At 44.6% G+C, this 18,259-nt stretch carries 14 protein-coding genes and 2 tRNA genes; 7 read left to right on the forward strand and 9 right to left on the reverse strand.

What is annotated here, in order from left to right:
• Positions 1–51: 51 nt before the first annotated feature.
• The 6 genes from clpX (at position 52) to C3Y98_RS01995 (ending at position 6,979) form a co-directional block, all read left to right on the forward strand.
• A complete protein-coding gene (gene clpX, locus C3Y98_RS01970) occupies positions 52–1,332 on the forward strand; it encodes an ATP-dependent Clp protease ATP-binding subunit ClpX (RefSeq protein WP_135276453.1) in 1,281 nt (426 codons plus the stop codon).
• Positions 1,333–1,650: 318 nt separating this feature from the next.
• The gene (gene lon, locus C3Y98_RS01975) at positions 1,651–4,098 is read left to right on the forward strand and encodes an endopeptidase La (protein ID WP_135276454.1); all 2,448 of its coding nucleotides are present in this window, start codon (positions 1,651–1,653) and stop codon (positions 4,096–4,098) included.
• Between the two features lie 136 nt (positions 4,099–4,234).
• Positions 4,235–4,507, forward strand: a complete 273-nt coding sequence (locus tag C3Y98_RS01980) for an HU family DNA-binding protein (RefSeq protein WP_015832259.1) — start codon at positions 4,235–4,237, stop codon at positions 4,505–4,507.
• Between the two features lie 19 nt (positions 4,508–4,526).
• Positions 4,527–4,602 (forward strand) — tRNA-Val (locus C3Y98_RS01985).
• Between the two features lie 161 nt (positions 4,603–4,763).
• Positions 4,764–4,840 (forward strand) — tRNA-Asp (locus C3Y98_RS01990).
• Positions 4,841–5,080: 240 nt separating this feature from the next.
• Entirely contained in the window at positions 5,081–6,979 is a 1,899-nt protein-coding gene (locus C3Y98_RS01995) for a SurA N-terminal domain-containing protein (RefSeq protein ID WP_135276455.1), read from the forward strand.
• A gap of 93 nt (positions 6,980–7,072) precedes the next feature.
• Here the strand turns inward: C3Y98_RS01995 and C3Y98_RS02000 are convergent, their stop codons facing one another.
• The 6 genes from C3Y98_RS02000 to gloB form a co-directional block, all read right to left on the reverse strand.
• A complete protein-coding gene (locus C3Y98_RS02000; RefSeq protein ID WP_135276456.1) occupies positions 7,073–7,858 on the reverse strand; it encodes an enoyl-ACP reductase FabI in 786 nt (261 codons plus the stop codon).
• Between the two features lie 99 nt (positions 7,859–7,957).
• Entirely contained in the window at positions 7,958–8,797 is an 840-nt protein-coding gene (locus C3Y98_RS02005) for an ABC transporter permease (protein WP_135276511.1), read from the reverse strand.
• Between the two features lie 11 nt (positions 8,798–8,808).
• Positions 8,809–9,831: an ABC transporter permease gene (locus C3Y98_RS02010; protein WP_135276457.1), complete on the reverse strand. Its 1,023-nt coding sequence runs from the start codon at positions 9,829–9,831 to the stop codon at positions 8,809–8,811.
• A 5-nt stretch (positions 9,832–9,836) separates the two neighbouring features.
• On the reverse strand, positions 9,837–11,492 hold the full coding sequence (locus C3Y98_RS02015; RefSeq protein ID WP_135276458.1) for a peptide-binding protein: 1,656 nt from the start codon (positions 11,490–11,492) through the stop codon (positions 9,837–9,839).
• Positions 11,493–11,521: 29 nt separating this feature from the next.
• On the reverse strand, positions 11,522–13,273 hold the full coding sequence (locus C3Y98_RS02020) for a LysM peptidoglycan-binding domain-containing protein (RefSeq protein WP_135276459.1): 1,752 nt from the start codon (positions 13,271–13,273) through the stop codon (positions 11,522–11,524).
• A gap of 106 nt (positions 13,274–13,379) precedes the next feature.
• Complete coding sequence (gene gloB, locus C3Y98_RS02025; RefSeq protein WP_135276460.1) at positions 13,380–14,168, reverse strand: hydroxyacylglutathione hydrolase; 789 nt, start codon at positions 14,166–14,168, stop codon at positions 13,380–13,382.
• A 66-nt stretch (positions 14,169–14,234) separates the two neighbouring features.
• On the opposite strand from gloB, the gene C3Y98_RS02030 reads away from it, so the two are divergent.
• The gene (locus C3Y98_RS02030; RefSeq protein ID WP_135276461.1) at positions 14,235–15,023 is read left to right on the forward strand and encodes a class I SAM-dependent methyltransferase; all 789 of its coding nucleotides are present in this window, start codon (positions 14,235–14,237) and stop codon (positions 15,021–15,023) included.
• A gap of 55 nt (positions 15,024–15,078) precedes the next feature.
• Here the strand turns inward: C3Y98_RS02030 and C3Y98_RS02035 are convergent, their stop codons facing one another.
• The 3 genes from C3Y98_RS02035 to C3Y98_RS02045 all read right to left on the reverse strand — a co-directional run bounded on the left by C3Y98_RS02035 (position 15,079) and on the right by C3Y98_RS02045 (position 18,241).
• Complete coding sequence (locus tag C3Y98_RS02035; RefSeq protein ID WP_135276462.1) at positions 15,079–16,095, reverse strand: CobW family GTP-binding protein; 1,017 nt, start codon at positions 16,093–16,095, stop codon at positions 15,079–15,081.
• Between the two features lie 70 nt (positions 16,096–16,165).
• Entirely contained in the window at positions 16,166–16,627 is a 462-nt protein-coding gene (locus C3Y98_RS02040) for a Fur family transcriptional regulator (RefSeq protein ID WP_135276463.1), read from the reverse strand.
• A 27-nt stretch (positions 16,628–16,654) separates the two neighbouring features.
• Complete coding sequence (locus C3Y98_RS02045; RefSeq protein WP_135276464.1) at positions 16,655–18,241, reverse strand: protein adenylyltransferase SelO; 1,587 nt, start codon at positions 18,239–18,241, stop codon at positions 16,655–16,657.
• Positions 18,242–18,259 lie beyond the last annotated feature (18 nt).

Consider the following 18,259-nt stretch of genomic DNA (forward strand, 5'->3'; position numbering starts at 1 on the left):
CGAATTAGGTGCCCGTTAATCCACGCGTAACACTACGTTAGGAAATACTAAATGGCGACTAAAGCCGACGACGATAAATTACTTTATTGCTCATTTTGTGGCAAAAGCCAACATGAAGTAAAAAAACTGATAGCAGGTCCATCTGTATTCATTTGTAATGAATGTGTGGACTTGTGCAATGACATCATTAAAGAAGAAATTCAAAACTCAGATGGATTAAAATCCACTGACACTAGCCTGCCTACGCCACAAGAAATTTGTAAAATATTAGACCAGTATGTGATTGGTCAAACACAAGCGAAGAAAAATCTAGCGGTTGCTGTTTACAACCATTACAAGCGTCTTGGTCATAACAACCTATCTAACGGCGGCCAAAAAGATGAAGTGGAAATTGCAAAAAGCAATATTCTGCTAATCGGGCCTACTGGCTCAGGTAAAACTTTATTAGCACAAACATTGGCAAGATTACTAGATGTGCCGTTTGTGATGGCTGACGCAACTACATTAACTGAAGCAGGTTATGTGGGTGAAGATGTTGAAAACATCATGCAGAAACTGTTGCAAAAGTGCGATTACGACACTGAAAAAGCGCAGCGCGGCATCGTGTATATCGATGAAGTAGACAAAATTTCACGTAAATCAGACAATCCATCTATCACACGCGATGTGTCAGGTGAAGGTGTACAACAAGCTTTGCTGAAACTGATTGAAGGCACCGTTGCTTCAATCCCGCCACAAGGTGGTCGTAAACATCCTAATCAAGAGTTTGTGCAGCTAGATACTACGAACATCTTGTTTATTTGTGGTGGTGCGTTTGATGGCTTGGAAAAAGTGATTCGCTTGCGCTCTGAAAAAGGTGGTATTGGTTTTGGCGCAGAAGTGAAGAGCAAAGAAGATGTTCGCGCTGTGGGTGAGGTTCTGCGTGATGTAGAACCAGAAGACCTGATTAAATTTGGTTTGATTCCTGAGTTTATTGGTCGTTTACCAGTCGTTGCTACATTAGAGTCGCTGGATGAGGCGGCTTTGATGACGATCCTAACCGAGCCAAAAAATGCACTGACTAAACAATATATTAAATTGTTTAAAATGGAAGGTGTTGATTTAGAGTTCAGAGAATCAGCGCTGCTGCTAATTGCGAAGAAAGCATTAGAGCGTAAGACTGGTGCGCGTGGTCTGCGTTCTATCATGGAGCATTCGCTGCTAGAGGTGATGTACGAATTACCATCATTAAAGAACTTGAGTAAAGTTGTGATTGATGAGGGTGTGATTCGAGGCGATACGCCGCCGCTATTAATTTATGCGGATAAACCAGCCGACGAGGTCTCAGCTTAACTAAAAAGCCAGCAACTTAAAATTGCTGGCTTTTTAGTTTTTGTGCCGTGTACTTGTTATTTGCATGCGCACAGATATTTTCACCAAACGCATATACCACGTTAGTTACACCCAGTATTGCCATCAATCTAGCCCTGTAGCATTGGTGTTTCACTATATTTGGATCTCTAGCTATAAATTTCTTTAAACTTTTTACAATTACTTGTTAAATTTAGTGTTAAATACTAATAAATACTTGAACTGTTAATAGTTATCCCCATCAATCAATATATAAGCTCACTTGGGCTTAACTCTTAGCTTAATTTTGGAAGTTGACACATGGCACAATCATTACCTTCATACAATCCAGATAGTGGCTTATTGCCATTATTGCCTTTGCGTGATGTCGTTGTATATCCGCACTTGGTTATCCCTCTTTTTGTTGGGCGCACGAAGTCTGTTAAAGCCCTTGAGATTGCATCAGAAGGCAATAAGCAAATTCTTTTGGTTGCGCAAAAGTCAGCGAATAAAGACGACCCTGAAGCTAGCGACTTGCATGAAGTCGGTACGGTAGCAACTGTACTGCAAATGCTTAAGTTACCTGATGGTACGGTAAAGGTGTTAGTCGAGGGCGTGCAGCGTGCGCGCGTCAGCGAGTTTACCGAAACTGACGAATGCTTTGCTGCTCGTGCAGAGCTAATCGCTGAATCTGTCAGTGACGTAGAAATACAGGCTCTAATGCGCACGGTGTTTGCACAGTTTGATCAGTACGTGAAGTTGAACAAAAAGATTCCGCCGGAGATTTTAACTTCGCTCGCTAGCATTGATGAGGCTAGCCGTTTAGCTGACACCATCGCTGCGCACCTGACATTAAAGTTAGAAGAAAAACAGAAAATTCTGGAAATGATTGATGTTGCCGAGCGTCTGGAGCACTTGCTGCGCTTAATGGAAGGCGAAATTGACATTCTGCAAGTAGAAAAACGTATCCGCGGTCGTGTAAAACGCCAGATGGAAAAAACACAGCGCGAATATTATTTGAATGAGCAAGTGAAGGCGATTCAGAAGGAATTGGGCGAGCAAGATGAAAATGCTGAAATGGATGAGCTCGAAAAGCGCATTGATGAAGCCCGCATGCCAAAAGAAGCGCTTGCCAAAGTGTCGAGTGAACTTAAAAAATTAAAACTGATGTCACCAATGTCAGCAGAGGCTTCTGTTGTACGTAATTACATTGATACCCTCATCAATTTACCTTGGAAGAAAAAAACTAAAATCAGTAAAGATTTAGTCAAGGCCGAAGCGATATTGGATGATGATCATTTTGGTTTAGAGAAAGTAAAAGAACGTATCGTTGAGTACCTCGCGGTGCAACAACGTGTCGATAAGATTAAAGCACCAATTTTATGCTTGGTGGGGCCACCTGGTGTTGGTAAGACCTCGTTAGGGCAAAGTATTGCTAAGGCGGTGAATAGAAAATTCATCCGTATGGCGTTGGGTGGCGTGCGTGATGAGTCTGAAATTCGTGGTCACAGACGTACTTATATTGGCTCTATGCCAGGTAAAATTCTGCAAAGCATGTCTAAAGTTGGCGTGAAAAACCCATTGTTCCTGCTGGATGAGGTGGATAAATTAGGGCAAGACTTTAGAGGTGACCCTTCTTCAGCCTTGCTAGAAGTGCTAGACCCTGAGCAAAACCATACCTTTGCCGATCATTACATTGAGGTTGAGTACGATTTGTCAGACGTCATGTTTGTGGCGACTGCTAACTCGATGAATATTCCTGCGCCTTTGTTGGACCGTATGGAAATCATTAATCTTTCCGGTTATACCGAAGATGAGAAAGTAAATATCGCGATGCGCTATTTACTGCCTAAACAGCTTAAATCTCATGGTCTCAACGAGCTAGAGGTACATATTTCAGAGCCAGCGATTCGCGATATCGTACGCTTTTACACACGTGAGGCTGGTGTACGTAGATTAGAGCAAGAAGTGGCAAAAGTTTGCCGTAAAGTGGTCAAAGAGCTACTCACGACCAAAGCGAAGCAGGGCACAAAAGCACCTAAAAAGATTAATGTGACACCGAAGAACTTAGATAAATATTTAGGTGTTCAGCGCTATGACTTTGGCGTTGCAGCCAAAGAAAACCAAGTGGGACAAGTAACTGGGCTTGCTTGGACATCGGTAGGTGGTGAGTTGCTGACTATTGAAGCAGTGTTGTTACCAGGTAAAGGTAAAACTACGACTACAGGTAAGCTTGGGGATGTCATGAAAGAGTCTACACAAGCCGCGATGAGCGTTGTGCGTAGTAGAGCTGAGCGCTTAGGTATAGAAGGTAACTTCTACGAAGAACATGACATTCACATCCACTTCCCTGAGGGCGCTACGCCTAAAGATGGACCAAGTGCAGGTATTGCTATTACTACTGCCTTAGTTTCAATTCTGACGGGCATTCCTGTGCGTGCTGATGTAGCGATGACGGGTGAGATTACCTTGCGCGGTGAAGTGTTACCAATTGGCGGCTTGAAAGAGAAGTTGTTGGCTGCACATCGTGGTGGTATTAAAACCGTATTGATTCCACAGCAAAACGTGAAAGACTTGGCTGATATACCGGAAAACATTAAAAATCATCTGGATATACACCCGGTACAATGGATTGATGACGTGTTGGCGCTAGCCTTAGCTTCAAAACCAGTGCCGCGTTCTGAGGAGGCTGACGTCGCAAAAGATGTACAACCTACTGATAATTCAAAGGAAAAGTCAGACGTTGCACAAGAAACAACTAAGCATTAAAAAATAAGTGCGTTTTAACCCGTATTAACGCTTGACATAGCCTTTGTTGGCTTGATATAAAGTTGATACGGGTGGTTTGTTACCCAGACTGTCTGCCGAAGTTTTTTATTTAATAAACCTTGAGAGGGGATTACACGTGAATAAATCAGAACTAATTGACGAGATTGCTAGTGCCGCAGGTATTTCAAAAGCTGCTGCTGGTCGTGCGCTAGATGCAACAACTGCTGCAATTACAAAAGCAATTAAAAAAGGTGATCTAGTAACATTGATTGGCTTTGGTACGTTTTATGTAGGTAAACGTGAGGCTCGTAACGGCCGTAACCCACGCACAGGCGAAACAATTAAAATTCAAGCTGCAAATTCTCCTAAATTTAGGGCTGGTAAAGCGCTTAAAGATGCTGTAAACTAGCGTTTTCGTTGGTGATGCAGGGTGCTTAGCTCAGTTGGTAGAGCGTCGCCCTTACAAGGCGAATGTCAGCGGTTCGACCCCGTTAGCACCCACCAAAAACCAACGATAATGTGACTAAGCCGTTTCTAATTTTATAAATTCAGAGTGCTGGTAGTTTAAGCGCTCTTTATTTTGTAAAAAATCTGCAGTAGTTAATGACTGCAGTGACTAGAAGCGCAAATTTTTAAGTATGTTATTTAATAATATACTGAGTTATGGAGTGGTAGTTCAGTTGGTTAGAATACCGGCCTGTCACGCCGGGGGTCGCGGGTTCGAGTCCCGTCCACTCCGCCAAATAAAAAAGCGAGCCTCTAGGCTCGCTTTTTTATTTCTATCTCGCCAATACTTTCATTAGGCGTTAATCCTATCCTTCCTCATCCGAACTTGTTCCCTTAATCTATTGTCATCACTCACTCAAGTCATGTTTCAACTATAACTTGTGATATATTAATGACCCTTGGCTTATGGTTGATATTGATTGTAAGCTTTTACATTTTTAATGATTTTTCAGCATATTTTTAAGAAGAGAACTTTATGTTAGATGGTATCCGTTCTGTAGCTAAAGGCTGGGTAGGGAAAGCTATATTGGCTTTCATTACAGTTCCTTTTGCTTTATTTGGGATTGACTCTTATTTGAGTCAGGCCGGTAATAATGCGGCAATTGCAAAAGTTGATGGTAGCGAAATCTCTGTGCAAGCATACTCAAATGCAATGCAGAATTTGCGTAATCGGATGCAAAGTGAAGGAAAAGCAGACCAGGCGCAATTAGACAGCCCAGAAGTGAAAGCAATGGTGTTGGATCAGTTGATTAATGAGCAGTTGCTAGAAAAGGAAATTCAGCGCGCAAACTATAAAATTAGCGACGCACAATTAGCCACTTATATTACTGCGATGCCATCTTTCCAAAAGGACGGTAAGTTCTCACAAGAGTTGTATGATGAACTGTTGCAGCAAAACAGATATACCCCGAAAAAATTTGAAGCCGAGATTCGTGCAACTTTATTAGCGCAGCAAGCACAGGATGGCATTGCTAAGCTTGGTTTTATTTCTACCGCGCGTGCTGACAAGACTTTAAAGCTTTTAAATCAAAAGCGTGTAGTCACAGTGTCTGAGCTTAAAACTAAAGACTATCTAGACCAAGTTAAAGTATCTCCTGAAGAGGTAAAAGCTTATTACGATAAGCATAAGGATAAGTTGCGTGATCCTGAGCAGGTGAAAATTGAATTCTTATTGTTATCAGCAAGTAGTTTAGTGCCTGGCATTAAAGTCGATGATGCTGATGTGAAGCGTTATTACGATGAGAATTCAGCTAAATTTAAAGGTGATGAGCAAAGACGCGCTAGCCATATCTTGATTGGTTTTGGTGTGAACGCAACGCCTGAGCAAAAAGAAGAGGCTAAGAATAAAGCGCAAGCTTTGTTAGCAACTATCAAAAAGAACCCAAAATCTTTTGAAGAGTTAGCAATTAAGAACTCACAAGACCCTGGCTCTGCAACTAAAGGTGGTGATTTAGGCAGCTTTGGCCGTGGCGCAATGGTAAAGCCATTTGAAGAAGCAGCATTTAAAATGAAGGTAGGTGAGGTTAGCGATTTAGTGGAATCTGAATTTGGCTATCACATCATTAAAGTCACAGAGATTACTGGTCAAGGCTCTGATTTTGAATCATTGAAAGCGCAAATTAAAGGTGACTTGATTTTCCAAAAGGCACAAGCTGAGTTTGTTGAAAAAGCCGAGAGCTTCAGTAATGCGGTTTATGAGCAATCTGAAAGCTTGGCACCGGTTGCTAAAATGTTTGGTGGTCAGTTACAGCTTTCTGGTTGGACTTCACGTGAAGAAGCGGCTAAGTTCTTCAAGAACGATAAAATCGTTAGTTTGATTTTCTCACCAGAATCTATCAAAGAACACCGCAATACTGAGGCTGTTGAGATTTCACCTAATAATCTGGTTTCTGCGCGTGTGCTTGAGTACAAGCCAGCAGCAACAAAATCATTTGATGCTGTAAAAGCAGGTATTGAAGATTTGCTTAAACTTGAGGCGGCTTCAAAGTTAGCAATTGCTAAAGGTGAAGAGGCACTGAAAACCTTGCGTGCTGGCGGTTCAGTTGCTAATTTAGACTGGATCCCTGAGGTGAAGGTAGACCGTAAAAATGCACAGGGCTTAACACAGCTTGCAATGACACAGGTGTTTAAAACTGATGTAAGCAAGTTACCGGCTTACTCTGGTTTGGCAGATAGCAAATTGGGTTATTTGATTGTAAAAATCATTGAAGTAGATACTGCTAGCGTTGCTGATGCCGAGTCTGTGAAAACGGCCAAAGGCGAGCTAAGCCAAGTGTTATCAGATGAGTACTTATCAGCGTATAAACAATCGCTACGTGAAAAAGTTAAAGTGACTGTTAACCAACGTTTGTTGTTAGAAAATACTAACCACTAATGATATGGATGGCCTCGGAATGAGGTCATTCTTTTCAGTAGGCAATAAAAAAGGCACCTAGGTGCCTTTTTTATTGCGCGTTAATCGCTTAACTTAATCAATGCTGCCTGCAGCAGTGATATTCATACCACCGTCTACATAAGTGATTTCGCCTGTTATACCAGAAGCCAAGTCACTACAGAGGAAAGCTGAAGCATTACCAACTTCTTCAATCGTGACGTTTCTACGTAATGCAGCGTGCTTCTCGTTAAAGCCAATCATTTTGTCAAAATCTGCAATACCTGATGCTGCAAGCGTTTTAATCGGGCCTGCAGACACCGCATTAACACGGATGCCACGTGGGCCTAGGCTTTGCGCTAAATAACGTACGTTTGCCTCTAAACTCGCTTTGGCTAAGCCCATTACGTTGTAGTTAGGCATCGTGCGTTCTGCACCTAGATAGCTTAGTGTTAATAGGCTGCCTTTACGGCCTTCCATCATCGGATAAGCTGCTTTGGCCAGTGCTGAGAAGCTATATGAGCTAATGTCGTGTGCAATGCGGAAATATTCGCGATTAACTGCCTCTAGGTAGTCACCAGCGAGTGCGACTTTAGGTACAAAGGCAACAGAGTGGACCAATGCATCTAAACCATCCCAGTGTTTAGCTAGTGCAGGGAATAGTGCGTCGATTTGTGCGTCTTCAGCAACATCGCATGGCAATACGATTTTTGAGTCAAAGTCTGCGGCTAAATCTGCAACGCGCTTTTCATGTTTGTCAATTTGATAAGTGAATGCGAGTTCTGCGCCTTCTCTTTTCATAGCGGCAGCAATGCCATAAGCGATTGAGCGGTTACTTAATAAGCCCGCGATGAGTACTTTTTTACCAGCTAAGAATCCCATAGTTATTTCCTATTTACTTGTCATTAGAGGAAGGGGTGGTTTAGCATCGGCTAAACTCGATAGCTGCGTGATAGCTTAGATTCAGATTGATATATGGAACTATCGATTGCTTCCACTTCGTGGGTCTAGTGCATCACGCAAACCCTCACCGAGCAGATTATAACCTAACACGGTAATTAAAATCGCTAATCCTGGAAACAACGATAGCCACCAAGCAAACTGAATGTATTCTTTTCCATCGGTAAGAATGTTGCCCCATGACGCTTGAGGTGCTTGTACGCCTAAACCTAAAAAGCTTAAGCCTGATTCCATGAGCACGGCACCAGCTACCCCTAAGACTGCACTGACGATAATAGGGGTTAAGCTATTAGGCAGTAAATGGGTGAAGATGAGTCTAGCGTTTTTTGCGCCTAGTGTACGCGAAGCCATGACGAACTCGCGTTCATTTAAGCTCAAGAACTCCGCACGTACCAGCCTTGTAACACCCATCCATGAAGTAAGGCCGATCACGATCATGATGTTAATGATAGAGGGCGTTAAAAATGCAATCACGGCCAGTATCAGGAAAAAGCTAGGGATAGATAGCATGACGTCAACGATACGCATGATACATGTATCTACCCAGCCGCGATAAAAGCCAGCCAGCGCACCAAGTAATATGCCGATAGCCGTTGATATACCGACAGCCACCAGACCGACGAGTAATGATATGCGGCCGCCGAACAGCATACGGCTCAGTACATCGCGCCCTAATCCATCGGTGCCCATCCAGTGTTGCATAGAGGGCTGTAATAGAATGGCTTTTACATCTATGTAATTAGGGTCGTATGGTGCAACTACGGGGGCGAGCATCGATAATACGAACACAAACATAATGATGATGAAACCCGCTAAAGAAAGTGGGTTAGATAAGGCTTTTTTAATTAGGCTGGTCTGCATGTTCATGAGTGCTATGCCTTTGCTACGCCGCGGCGCACACGTGGGTCTGCCCATGCATATGCAACATCGGCAAGCAGATTGCCAATAAGTGTTAGTGCGGAGCCTATCGTGAGTATGCCCATGACCACGGGGAAGTCGCGCATCAGCACTGCATCGTAAAACAATTTGCCCATGCCTGGGATGGCGAAAATAGTTTCTGCAATCACTGAGCCGCCAATAAGGCCTGGGATTGATAAGCCTACAATGGTAATGAGCGGTAGCAACGCGTTGCGTAAGGCGTGTGTGTAGACTACTTTACGTTCACCTAAGCCTTTAGCGCGTGCAGTCGTGATGTAGTCTTGCTGCAGCACGTCTAGCATGCCGTTTTTCACAAATAAGGTGATGCCTGCAAGCCCTGTGATTGATGGAATAATCACAGGCAGCCATAAGTGGCTGAAAGAGTCTTTGATTTTATGCCAGGTATCTAATGAGTCGTAATTGAGGCTGTGCAGGCCGGAGATAGGAAACCAGTTATGTACTACACCCAGCCAGTACATCAGCAGTAGAGATAGCCAAAAGCTAGGGATAGAGAAGCCGATAAAGTTAAATAGGGTGATTGAACGGTCTTGCCAGCCTTGATATTTACGCGCGGCAATAATGCCCAATGGTATTGCTAGCGCTAAGGTGATAACTAGGCCGATGACATTAATCATTAAGGTGATTGGTAAAGCTTGTTGAATCATGCCTTCAGTCACATTGCCATCAGCATCTACGGTTTGCCAAAACACAGGTTTTTGGTGTGATGCAAACGAATTGCCAAAATCCAATGTGGCCATGCGCTTTAACCATAAACCATACTGCACGATGACAGGTTTATCTAAATGATACATCTCACGTAGTTTTTGCCTAGACTCTTCGCTCGCTTTAGGGTTAAAAGCGGCTTCATTGTTGGTGATATCACCAGGTGCCAGATGCATGATAAAAAATGAGATCAGGCTGATGCCTATGAGCATCGGTATCATCCACAACACACGTTTGACTAGATATTTAATCATAATAGTTATTGAGTGTTAATTTCATTTCTTCTTAAAGATTGTGGAATATACCAATCTTGTGAGTTATGGCCGATGCCGGCTGGTGGTGCAGGGTCGTCAATACCTTTAACGCGTTTATGTATTGCGGTTAAACCATAACCTGCAGAGAGGTAGATGACTGGGCTGTCTTCAAGCAGTATTTCCGCGAACTTATGGTAAATCACCATGCGCTTATCCGGGTTAAGTTCTAGCCGTCCTTGCTCAAGCAGTGCGTCAATTTTAGGGTTGTTGTAACCGATAAAATTAAATTGGCCAGGTGCTTGCTGGCTGGAGTGCCAAATGTTGTATTGATCCGGATCTAAGCCCAGCCCCCAACCTAATACGACTACATCAAAATCACCGGTTTTAATGAAACGACTAATAAAGCTTGCCCATTCAATAGCGCGGATTCTGACATCAATGCCAACTTCTTTCAGTCTGCGCTGGATCAGTACTGCTGATTTTTCACGCTCTTTATTTTGGTTGGTGATAATTTCAAAGCTAAATGGTTTGCCGTCACGTTCTAATATGCCATCGCTGTTGCTGTCATTGAAGCCAGCCTCTTGCAGCAAAGCACGCGCTTTGGCTGGATCGTAAGGGTAAGGTTGCAGGGCAGGGTTGCTCCAGCGCGTACCCGGTTTGTATGGCGAGGCAATGTTAATACCTAGCCCTAAGTAAACACCGTCTATGATTTCCTGTTTGTCGATGGCGTAGTTGATGGCGCGCCGTACACGCACATCATCAAAAGGTTTGTGTTTGAGGTTAAAGCCCATATAGGTGTAACTGTTGCCGAGTTCTTTATACAAGGCGAGTTTTTTGAGCAATTCAGGACGCGCAGGGATGATGCGCGAGTACTTGATCGGGTCTAGACCCATCAGGTCGATGTTGTCTGCCATTAACTCTAAAAACTGTGCGGAGTTGTCAGGAATAATGCGCGTAACCAGATTGTCGATTTGTGCGGGCCCAAGGACAGAGTTGGCATTTCTGGAAAGCATCAGGTGCTCGCCGTGCTTCCAGTTGTCTAGTTTGTAATAGTTGCTGCCCACTGGCTTGCGCGCGAATGCGGTGGTGTGCAGGTCTTTACCCTCAAGCAGGTGTTTGGGTAGTATTTGCAGGCCGGCCCAGCTATCTAGGGCTGGTGCATAGGCCTGCGCATAGGTGACACGGAACGTCTGCGGATCCGGTATCTCTGCCTTTTTTACCAGTAAGAAATCTGAAGCATAGGGGCTGGCGTTTTTTTCATCGGTCACGGCTTGCCAAGTAAACAGTACGTCTGCGCTGGTGAGTGGCTGGTTGTCTGCCCATTTTAGATTGGGCTTCAGCTTGAAAGTGATTGTTTTCTGGTCAGTAGATATTTGCCAGCTTTCAGTCAGGTCACCTTCTAGCTCAAGGTTCTTGTCGTATTTGAGTAAGCTATTAAAAATGTTGCTGCTGATTGCTGAGGATGCTGACTCTCCTGCGATCATGGAAATGAGCCCACTAGGCTCACCAGTCATTGCGTTAATCAATGTGCCACCAGAGGCTTTCGGTGCGCTGACGTTATAGTCAATCTGATTTTGTTGGTCACTAGGCGCACCACACCCTGCAATCAGTAAGGTAAGTAACAGGATGCTTGAGTTGTGTAGACTGAATAGTGGCGGCATAGGCAGTATTTATCTATTAACGTTAGCTGTTATTGGATAATCAGCTTGGCGCCAGGGGTAATATGGCTGGATGATTTTTTGTTCCAACGTTTAAGGTCGGCCACTGCCACATCAAATTTATCAGCAATGCTGTGTAATGTGTCACCACGTTTAACGATATAAGTTTGCTTTTTGTCTGCAATGCTACTTTTGCTTGCAGATTTTTTAGCACCAACCGTGTCTTTAGCGTCTGAAACATCAATGCTCAATACTTGTCCGGTTTTTAGTTTGCCATTACGTAGCGCGTTAGCTGCCAATATTTGTTTTACGCTCACGCCGTAGTATTTAGCAATCGATTGCATCACCTCACCTTTTTTTACTTTGTGCATGATGGTTTGTTTTTGTGGCGCTTCTTTTTCTACTTCCTGATCCTCAATCACTGTTAGTGGTGCATCGTCATTGGCGTCAGATTTGGGCACCAATATGGTAGTGCTTTTTTTCATTTTAGCTTGCGCGGACAAATCATTAACGTCTCTTAGTTGGGCTAGATTCATCCCAAACTTGTTGGCGATTTTATCCATGCTCTCACCGCGTTTTGCCTGATACGTTTGCCAGTTTACTAGAGGTTTTTCGTAGTTAGCCAGGTTGGTTCTAAAGGTTTGTGCGGCCATGATCGGCAGCAGTAGTTCTAGGTTTTCACGGTCGCTATTAATCAGCGGGCGGTCATAGCTTGGGTTGAGTGCAAGAAACTCTTCATGATTAATTTCCGCAAGCTTTGCAACCAAATGGGTGTCAATACGCGCTGGTGCGCTTACTTTAGCAAAGTAGGGCGTGTTAGCAATTGTAGGTATTTTTAGCCCGTAGTTACTTGGGTCTGTCATCAAGTTCTTGACGGCCTGTAGCTTAGGCACATAGTTCTTGGTTTCGTCAGAGAGGTTTAGGCTTTCGTAGTCTGTGGGTAGGCCCAATTTACGGTTGCGCTCGATGGCTCGCCCAACCGTGCCTTCACCTGCATTGTAGGCGGCGAGTGCTAAATCCCAGGCACCAAACATGGCATGTAGCTTTTGCAGATAAGTAAGCGCTGCGTCGGTCGCCATGGTGATGTTGCGTCTGTTGTCTACCCACCAGTTTTGCTTTAAGCCAAAGTGTTTGCCTGTAGATGGAATAAACTGCCAGATGCCGGAAGCACTGCTTTTTGAGTAAGCTTTAGGGTTGTATGCACTCTCAATCATGGGCAATAGCGCAATCTCGGTTGGCATGCCACGTTTTTCTACTTCTTCAACGATATGGAACAAATAACGTTGGCTACGCTCGACCATGCGTTGTACGTAGTCCGGGCGTGAACTGTACCACTCCTCATGTTTAGTGGTGAGGGCTGAGGTTGAGTCTGGCATGGCATAGCCATTTTTGATGCGTTGCCACAGGTCATCGTGCTGCGGTGCAGACTGATCTAATGTTGCGGTGTTGGTTTCAGTGCTAGGGTTGGTTTTATTGTCTTTGATCGTGATTTCAAGGCTATCTGCTAGGCGGCCGCCTCGTAAAGGTTTTTGGCTTTGCAGTTCTTTAGTGGCTTCGGTTTTGCTGCCCAAATCTCGCATGGCTGGTTTAAACGAGTCGTCTGAGAAAATAATAATCTCATCACCAGCGACATTGGAAATAGTGTTGGATTCTGCCTGCGATGTACTGCTAAACATCATACCAGCAGTGGCTAGGCTGATGAAAAGTGTGGACTGAAGTGTGCGCACGAAGCTAACAGGAGTTTGGATGGATTGACCAATGCGTAAGAAAAATTGAGTACCCATAAAAACGCTCTTGTTCATCATAATGCAACATAGTAACGAACGTGCGTTCGTAAAGTCAAGTTAAAATCACCGTAAATTACTTTATAAAAATTGTCTATCTTCATGATTAATATGAGTTTCTAAGCGCTCTCATTGCGCTGAATGTTTGTAAGAGGTTCGCATTTTTAGTATGTAAGGATGCTTGAATTTCAGGCATATGGCAGCGTAAAAATGGATTAGTTTCCAGCTCTAAAGCAAGGGTAGAGGGTAAGGTCGGCTGTCCTGATGTAAGCTGTACTTTTGCATCCTGCTGACGCTTAACTAGCGACATGTTGCCGGGTTCTAAACCAAGCGCAAAGTTAATGTTGTGTAATGTGTACTCATGTGTGCAGTACACTTGCGTGCTCGCCGGCAGTGCTGTCAGTTTTTGTAATGATGCCATCATTTGTGCAGGTGTTCCTTCAAACAGCCTGCCGCAGCCAGCGCCAAATAGGGTGTCACCGCAAAACAGCCATTGTTGTGCCTGATGTTCAATGTAGTAAGCAATATGCCCGAGCGTATGCCCAGGTACATCAATCACTTTAGCACTGCTGATCCAATCACCCAAATACAGTTGCTCGGGCTCACTTACTGGTTTGTGTGCAAATGTGTATTGCTCTAATTTTGGGGCAAAAACTTCTGCATCAGGATATGTTCTTAATAGTAAATCGACCCCACCGATATGATCTTGATGGTGGTGAGTAATTAGGATGGTTTGTAAATCTAAATCCAGTTGTCTTAGGGTGTTAATGACAGGTGTAGCATCTCCAGGGTCAACGACAATGGCTTTGTGCTGGTTATGTATAAGCCACAGGTAATTGTCGCTGAAAGCGGGGATTGGAATAATTTGTAATGGATGTTGTATATCGTCTATCATCTGCTTAAGTATATTACTTTACTAAAATATAGTTTGTTTTAATTCCATTAAAGTGACATCAACGCTATGAGCCAGCAACTAAATACATCAGCACCGCTGCATCCAGAGCATCAATGGCTAAATTCAGCGCTTGGTCGTTACTTGCAACAGGAAGAGCAGGTGCTGTATGACCAGGCGGTGGTCGATTTATTTGGGTTTAACGCACTGCAAATTGGCTGTTTGCAAATGGATTTGCTGCGTAGTTCACGTATCGCCAACAGATACAAATCTACAGAGTATATGAACGCGGCAGAGTTCCCACATTTGTATTGCTGTGATGACTTTCTACCTGTCGCAGATGCGAGTTTGGATTTATTGATCTTACCGCATCGGCTTGAATTTAGTGAGCGCCCTCATCAAACGCTGCGTGAAGCAGAGCGCGTGATGATGCCGGAAGGACATTTGTTGATATCAGGTTTTAATCCGCTGAGTTTATGGGGCATGGCGTTATTTTTAAGAAATTTACTGCACAACAATGATGCCGCTGCGAAGACATTTCCGTGGAATGCCAGTTTTATTGGCCTAGGCCGATTAAAAGACTGGTTAGCATTGCTGGGGTTTGAGGTGATTTCGGTACAAATGTGCTGTCATACGCCACCGTGTGAGCAGGAGTCCTGGCATCGCCGCTTTAGCTTTATGGATAAGCTTGGCGCAAAGTGGCTCTCGGCAATTGGCGGCGTATATTTTATTGTGGCCAAAAAACGCGTGGTAGGCATGACGCCTCTTAAGCCTAGCTGGAAAACTGCGCCAGTAAAACCAAATTTGGTAGTACGCCCAACACAACGTAAGCCCAGCCAGCGTGGGCATGTTGAGTGATTGAGATGTTGCGTGGCTTCGGTAGCTTCAAGTAATGGCTTGAATTGCCGGTTGGTTACATCTGCATCAATGCCTTTCTCACTTCAGCCTCATCAATATCTTTACCAATAATGACAATGCGCGACATTGCATCTTCTTCATCCCAACCCTCTAGCAACGTGGGTGGATAGGGAGTGAAGTGCACGGCATGAATCGCTAGCGGTGCTGGCTGGTCTTCTGCGTGAATAATGCCTTTTAAGCGTAATAGTTTGGCGCCATGGGTTTGGCACAGCTTCAAAATTACAGGTTTTAGATCGCGCCAGTTCAAGGGCTTGGGCATGGTGACGGTAAAGCTGGTAATACCATCTTGATGTGGTTTTTGCGGCAACGTGCCCTTAGGTGCGCTGGCTTTGCTTGGCGTGCGTAACCAGCGTTGCGGTGCTGCAGTTTTGCCTGTGGGGTCAAATAAGCCAACATCAATGATGTGATCCGGGTTGATTTCGCCATGCTTAATCAAATGCTGATTAGCCCCCGGGTTAATTTCTGCAAGTTTTTCCTGTAGTGCCTGTATCTGTGCCGGTGCTGCGATATCGGTTTTAGTCAGTAACAGAACATCGGCTACCGCTGCCTGTTTGAGGGCTTCTACATTGTTTTCTAATTGACTTAGTCCATAAACGCTATCAATTGTGACGACAACTGCATCTAACCTGAAGGTTGATTCAATCACTGGTTCATTCATTAAGTTGCCCAAAATCGGGCCGGGGTCAGCCATGCCGGTGGTTTCTATCACCAAGCGATTAAATTGCGGAATCGCCTGTAATGCACGCTTAAAGAATAAATCGCGCATGGTATCTGCTAGCTCGTTTTTTAAGGTGCAGCAGACGCAGCCTGAGTTCAATAATACCGTGTTGTCTGCAATGTGTTCACTATCTACCTGTGTGGCCAGAATGTGGTCTAGGCCTGTTTCACCGAGTTCATTAATGATGACGGCAGAGTCATGCATTTTAGGGTCACTCAGCAGCTTGTTGAGTAGCGTGGTTTTACCAGAGCCTAAAAAGCCTGTGAGCAATGTAACGGGGATGCGTTTATCCATAGGTTGAGATTTATCTTAATATTCAATTTATCTGGTGTTGAGTTTGTTGGGGGCTTGCTCAAGTTAAATGTCAGCGTGTTTGCGTGTTGCAGTGCTGACACAAGCCTTTGATGTTAATATCAATAGATTCAACATGATACAGCTCCAGTACTTGTTTTGGAAACTGTGGCTTCAACTCATGTATGCAGGTTACTTCACCGCACGAAGTACAGTGCAGGTGTGCATGCTGGTGCGCGTTCGGTAGTAGCTGCTTTTTGTTTGCATTGGCTTCACTGCGTGTGTAAGTATTGTGTGAAAACTGGAATTTCCATGCGCGGTTTTCACCTGAAATTTTATGAATTAGATGGTGTTCCGTTAGCCAATCCAGCACACGGTAAATAGTGACGCGATCAAACTCTTTTTGGCTGGCCATTTGCTCTAAGATTTCAGAATGGCTTAGTGCAGTGCGCGCGCTGGTAAGCACTGTTAGTACGGCAAGGCGCGCTTTGGTTGACCGTAAGCCAGCATCAGTAAAAATTTGTTGTGTATTCATGAGCAACTGTAGTGAGTTAGGGGCGCATTATGAACTACAGGAGAGCATGGAACAACCTGCTTTATGCCTTGCCCAATCTGGACGCTTTTGTTCAAATCTTTCCATACCAGCTTGTTCGGTGTAGGGGTTGCGTAGCAATTTTAGCAGCGCTTCAATCATGCTGGTGTCGCCTTGTTCGGCTAAATCAATCGCTTCTTGGGCGAGGTAATTACGCAACACATAACGCGGGTTGTGGCTTGCCATGCGTGCGTGCCTTGCGATTACTGACTCCGTAGTTTGCAATATGCGTTTTGCATATTGTGCTAACCAATCGTTAAAGTCTGCTTCAAAGTTTGTATAGCCTTGCTCGGTATAAAACGCGATTTTTAAATCTGCGATATTGGGTGCAGTTAAATTGAGATGCGGCAAATGGGTGAAAAATAAGGTCATATCCACTTCGGCACGAGTCATCAACTCAAAGCAGCGGTTAATCATTTCACCATCAGTCTCTTGCCAACCATCAAGCCCGAACTTCCCGACTAATGCGTCTATCAAGCTTTGGTTATATACAGCCTCATACTGGTCAAGCGCGTGATTTAAACCAACGGCATCTGGCAAAATGGTCGAGAGTGCGTCGGCAAGGCGCTCTAAGTTCCAGCGCCCAATATCATGTTGCCGGCCAAAGCAATAGCGCCTGCCTTGTGCATCTGTTGTGTTAGGCGTCCAGCCCGGATCGAAATTATCTACCCAGCCGTAAGGGCCATAGTCAATGGTGAGGCCGGTAATCGACATGTTGTCTGTGTTCATCACACCATGCACAAAGCCTACGCGCATCCAGTGGGCAATCATGCGCGCTGTACGTTCGCTTATTTCTGTAAACCATGCTTCAATGAGTGCTGCAGAAGGCTCTTCTTTGGCTAAAGTATGCGTTTGTTGTTTTAGCCAGTCGCTAAAGTCGCGGTCTATCGTAAAGCTAATCATTTGTTTTAAAAGCGCATGGTTGCCACGGCTGGCCAATAGCTCAAAATGTCCAAAGCGCGTAAATGATGATGCTACACGGCAAACAATGGCGCCTTGCTCCATTTGGGGGTTGCCGTCATAAAACATATCACGTACGACTTGGTCGCCTGTTCTTACCAAGCTTAATGCGCGGGTAGTTGGCACGCCTAAGTAGTACATAGCTTCACTGCATAAAAACTCACGTAATGAAGAGCGCAATACGGCACGGCCATCGGCACGGCGGGAATACGGTGTTTCTCCGGCACCTTTGAGTTGCAACTCAAAACGTTGGTTATTGTGTATCAGCTCGCCTAAATAAATTGCACGTCCATCGCCTAACTGTCCGGCCCAATTGCCAAACTGATGTCCGCCGTAACAAGTAGCGTAAGGTTGCATTCCCTCCAGTAGCTGGTTGCCGCCCAAAGCGCTTACCATGGCTGGGTCGTGCATATCTTCATCGGATAGCCCTAGCATCTCAGCAACATCCGTTGAGTAGGCCATCAGAGAGGGCGCTTTCACCGGCGTAGGCATAACGCTAGACCAGAGTGCATCTTTTACTTGGCGTGTGTAGTTGGCGGTAACTGCGTCGCCGGGGAGTTCTCTGTAAAAGCGATTATCAAAATTAAGTGTTCTCATACCTGCATTTTAGATGGT

This window comes from Methylotenera oryzisoli, assembly GCF_004661485.1.
GTDB classification, from domain to species: domain Bacteria; phylum Pseudomonadota; class Gammaproteobacteria; order Burkholderiales; family Methylophilaceae; genus Methylotenera; species Methylotenera oryzisoli.

Coding starts and splice junctions, on each gene's coding strand:
- clpX (WP_135276453.1), top strand. CDS start 52: ATGGCGACTAAAGCCGACGACGATAAATTACTTTATTGCTCATTTTGT.
- lon (WP_135276454.1), top strand. CDS start 1,651: ATGGCACAATCATTACCTTCATACAATCCAGATAGTGGCTTATTGCCA.
- C3Y98_RS01995 (WP_135276455.1), top strand. CDS start 5,081: ATGTTAGATGGTATCCGTTCTGTAGCTAAAGGCTGGGTAGGGAAAGCT.
- C3Y98_RS02000 (WP_135276456.1), bottom strand. CDS start 7,858: ATGGGATTCTTAGCTGGTAAAAAAGTACTCATCGCGGGCTTATTAAGT.
- C3Y98_RS02005 (WP_135276511.1), bottom strand. CDS start 8,797: ATGCAGACCAGCCTAATTAAAAAAGCCTTATCTAACCCACTTTCTTTA.
- C3Y98_RS02010 (WP_135276457.1), bottom strand. CDS start 9,831: ATGATTAAATATCTAGTCAAACGTGTGTTGTGGATGATACCGATGCTC.
- C3Y98_RS02015 (WP_135276458.1), bottom strand. CDS start 11,492: ATGCCGCCACTATTCAGTCTACACAACTCAAGCATCCTGTTACTTACC.
- C3Y98_RS02020 (WP_135276459.1), bottom strand. CDS start 13,273: ATGGGTACTCAATTTTTCTTACGCATTGGTCAATCCATCCAAACTCCT.
- gloB (WP_135276460.1), bottom strand. CDS start 14,168: ATGATAGACGATATACAACATCCATTACAAATTATTCCAATCCCCGCT.
- C3Y98_RS02030 (WP_135276461.1), top strand. CDS start 14,235: ATGAGCCAGCAACTAAATACATCAGCACCGCTGCATCCAGAGCATCAA.
- C3Y98_RS02035 (WP_135276462.1), bottom strand. CDS start 16,095: ATGGATAAACGCATCCCCGTTACATTGCTCACAGGCTTTTTAGGCTCT.
- C3Y98_RS02040 (WP_135276463.1), bottom strand. CDS start 16,627: ATGAATACACAACAAATTTTTACTGATGCTGGCTTACGGTCAACCAAA.
- C3Y98_RS02045 (WP_135276464.1), bottom strand. CDS start 18,241: ATGAGAACACTTAATTTTGATAATCGCTTTTACAGAGAACTCCCCGGC.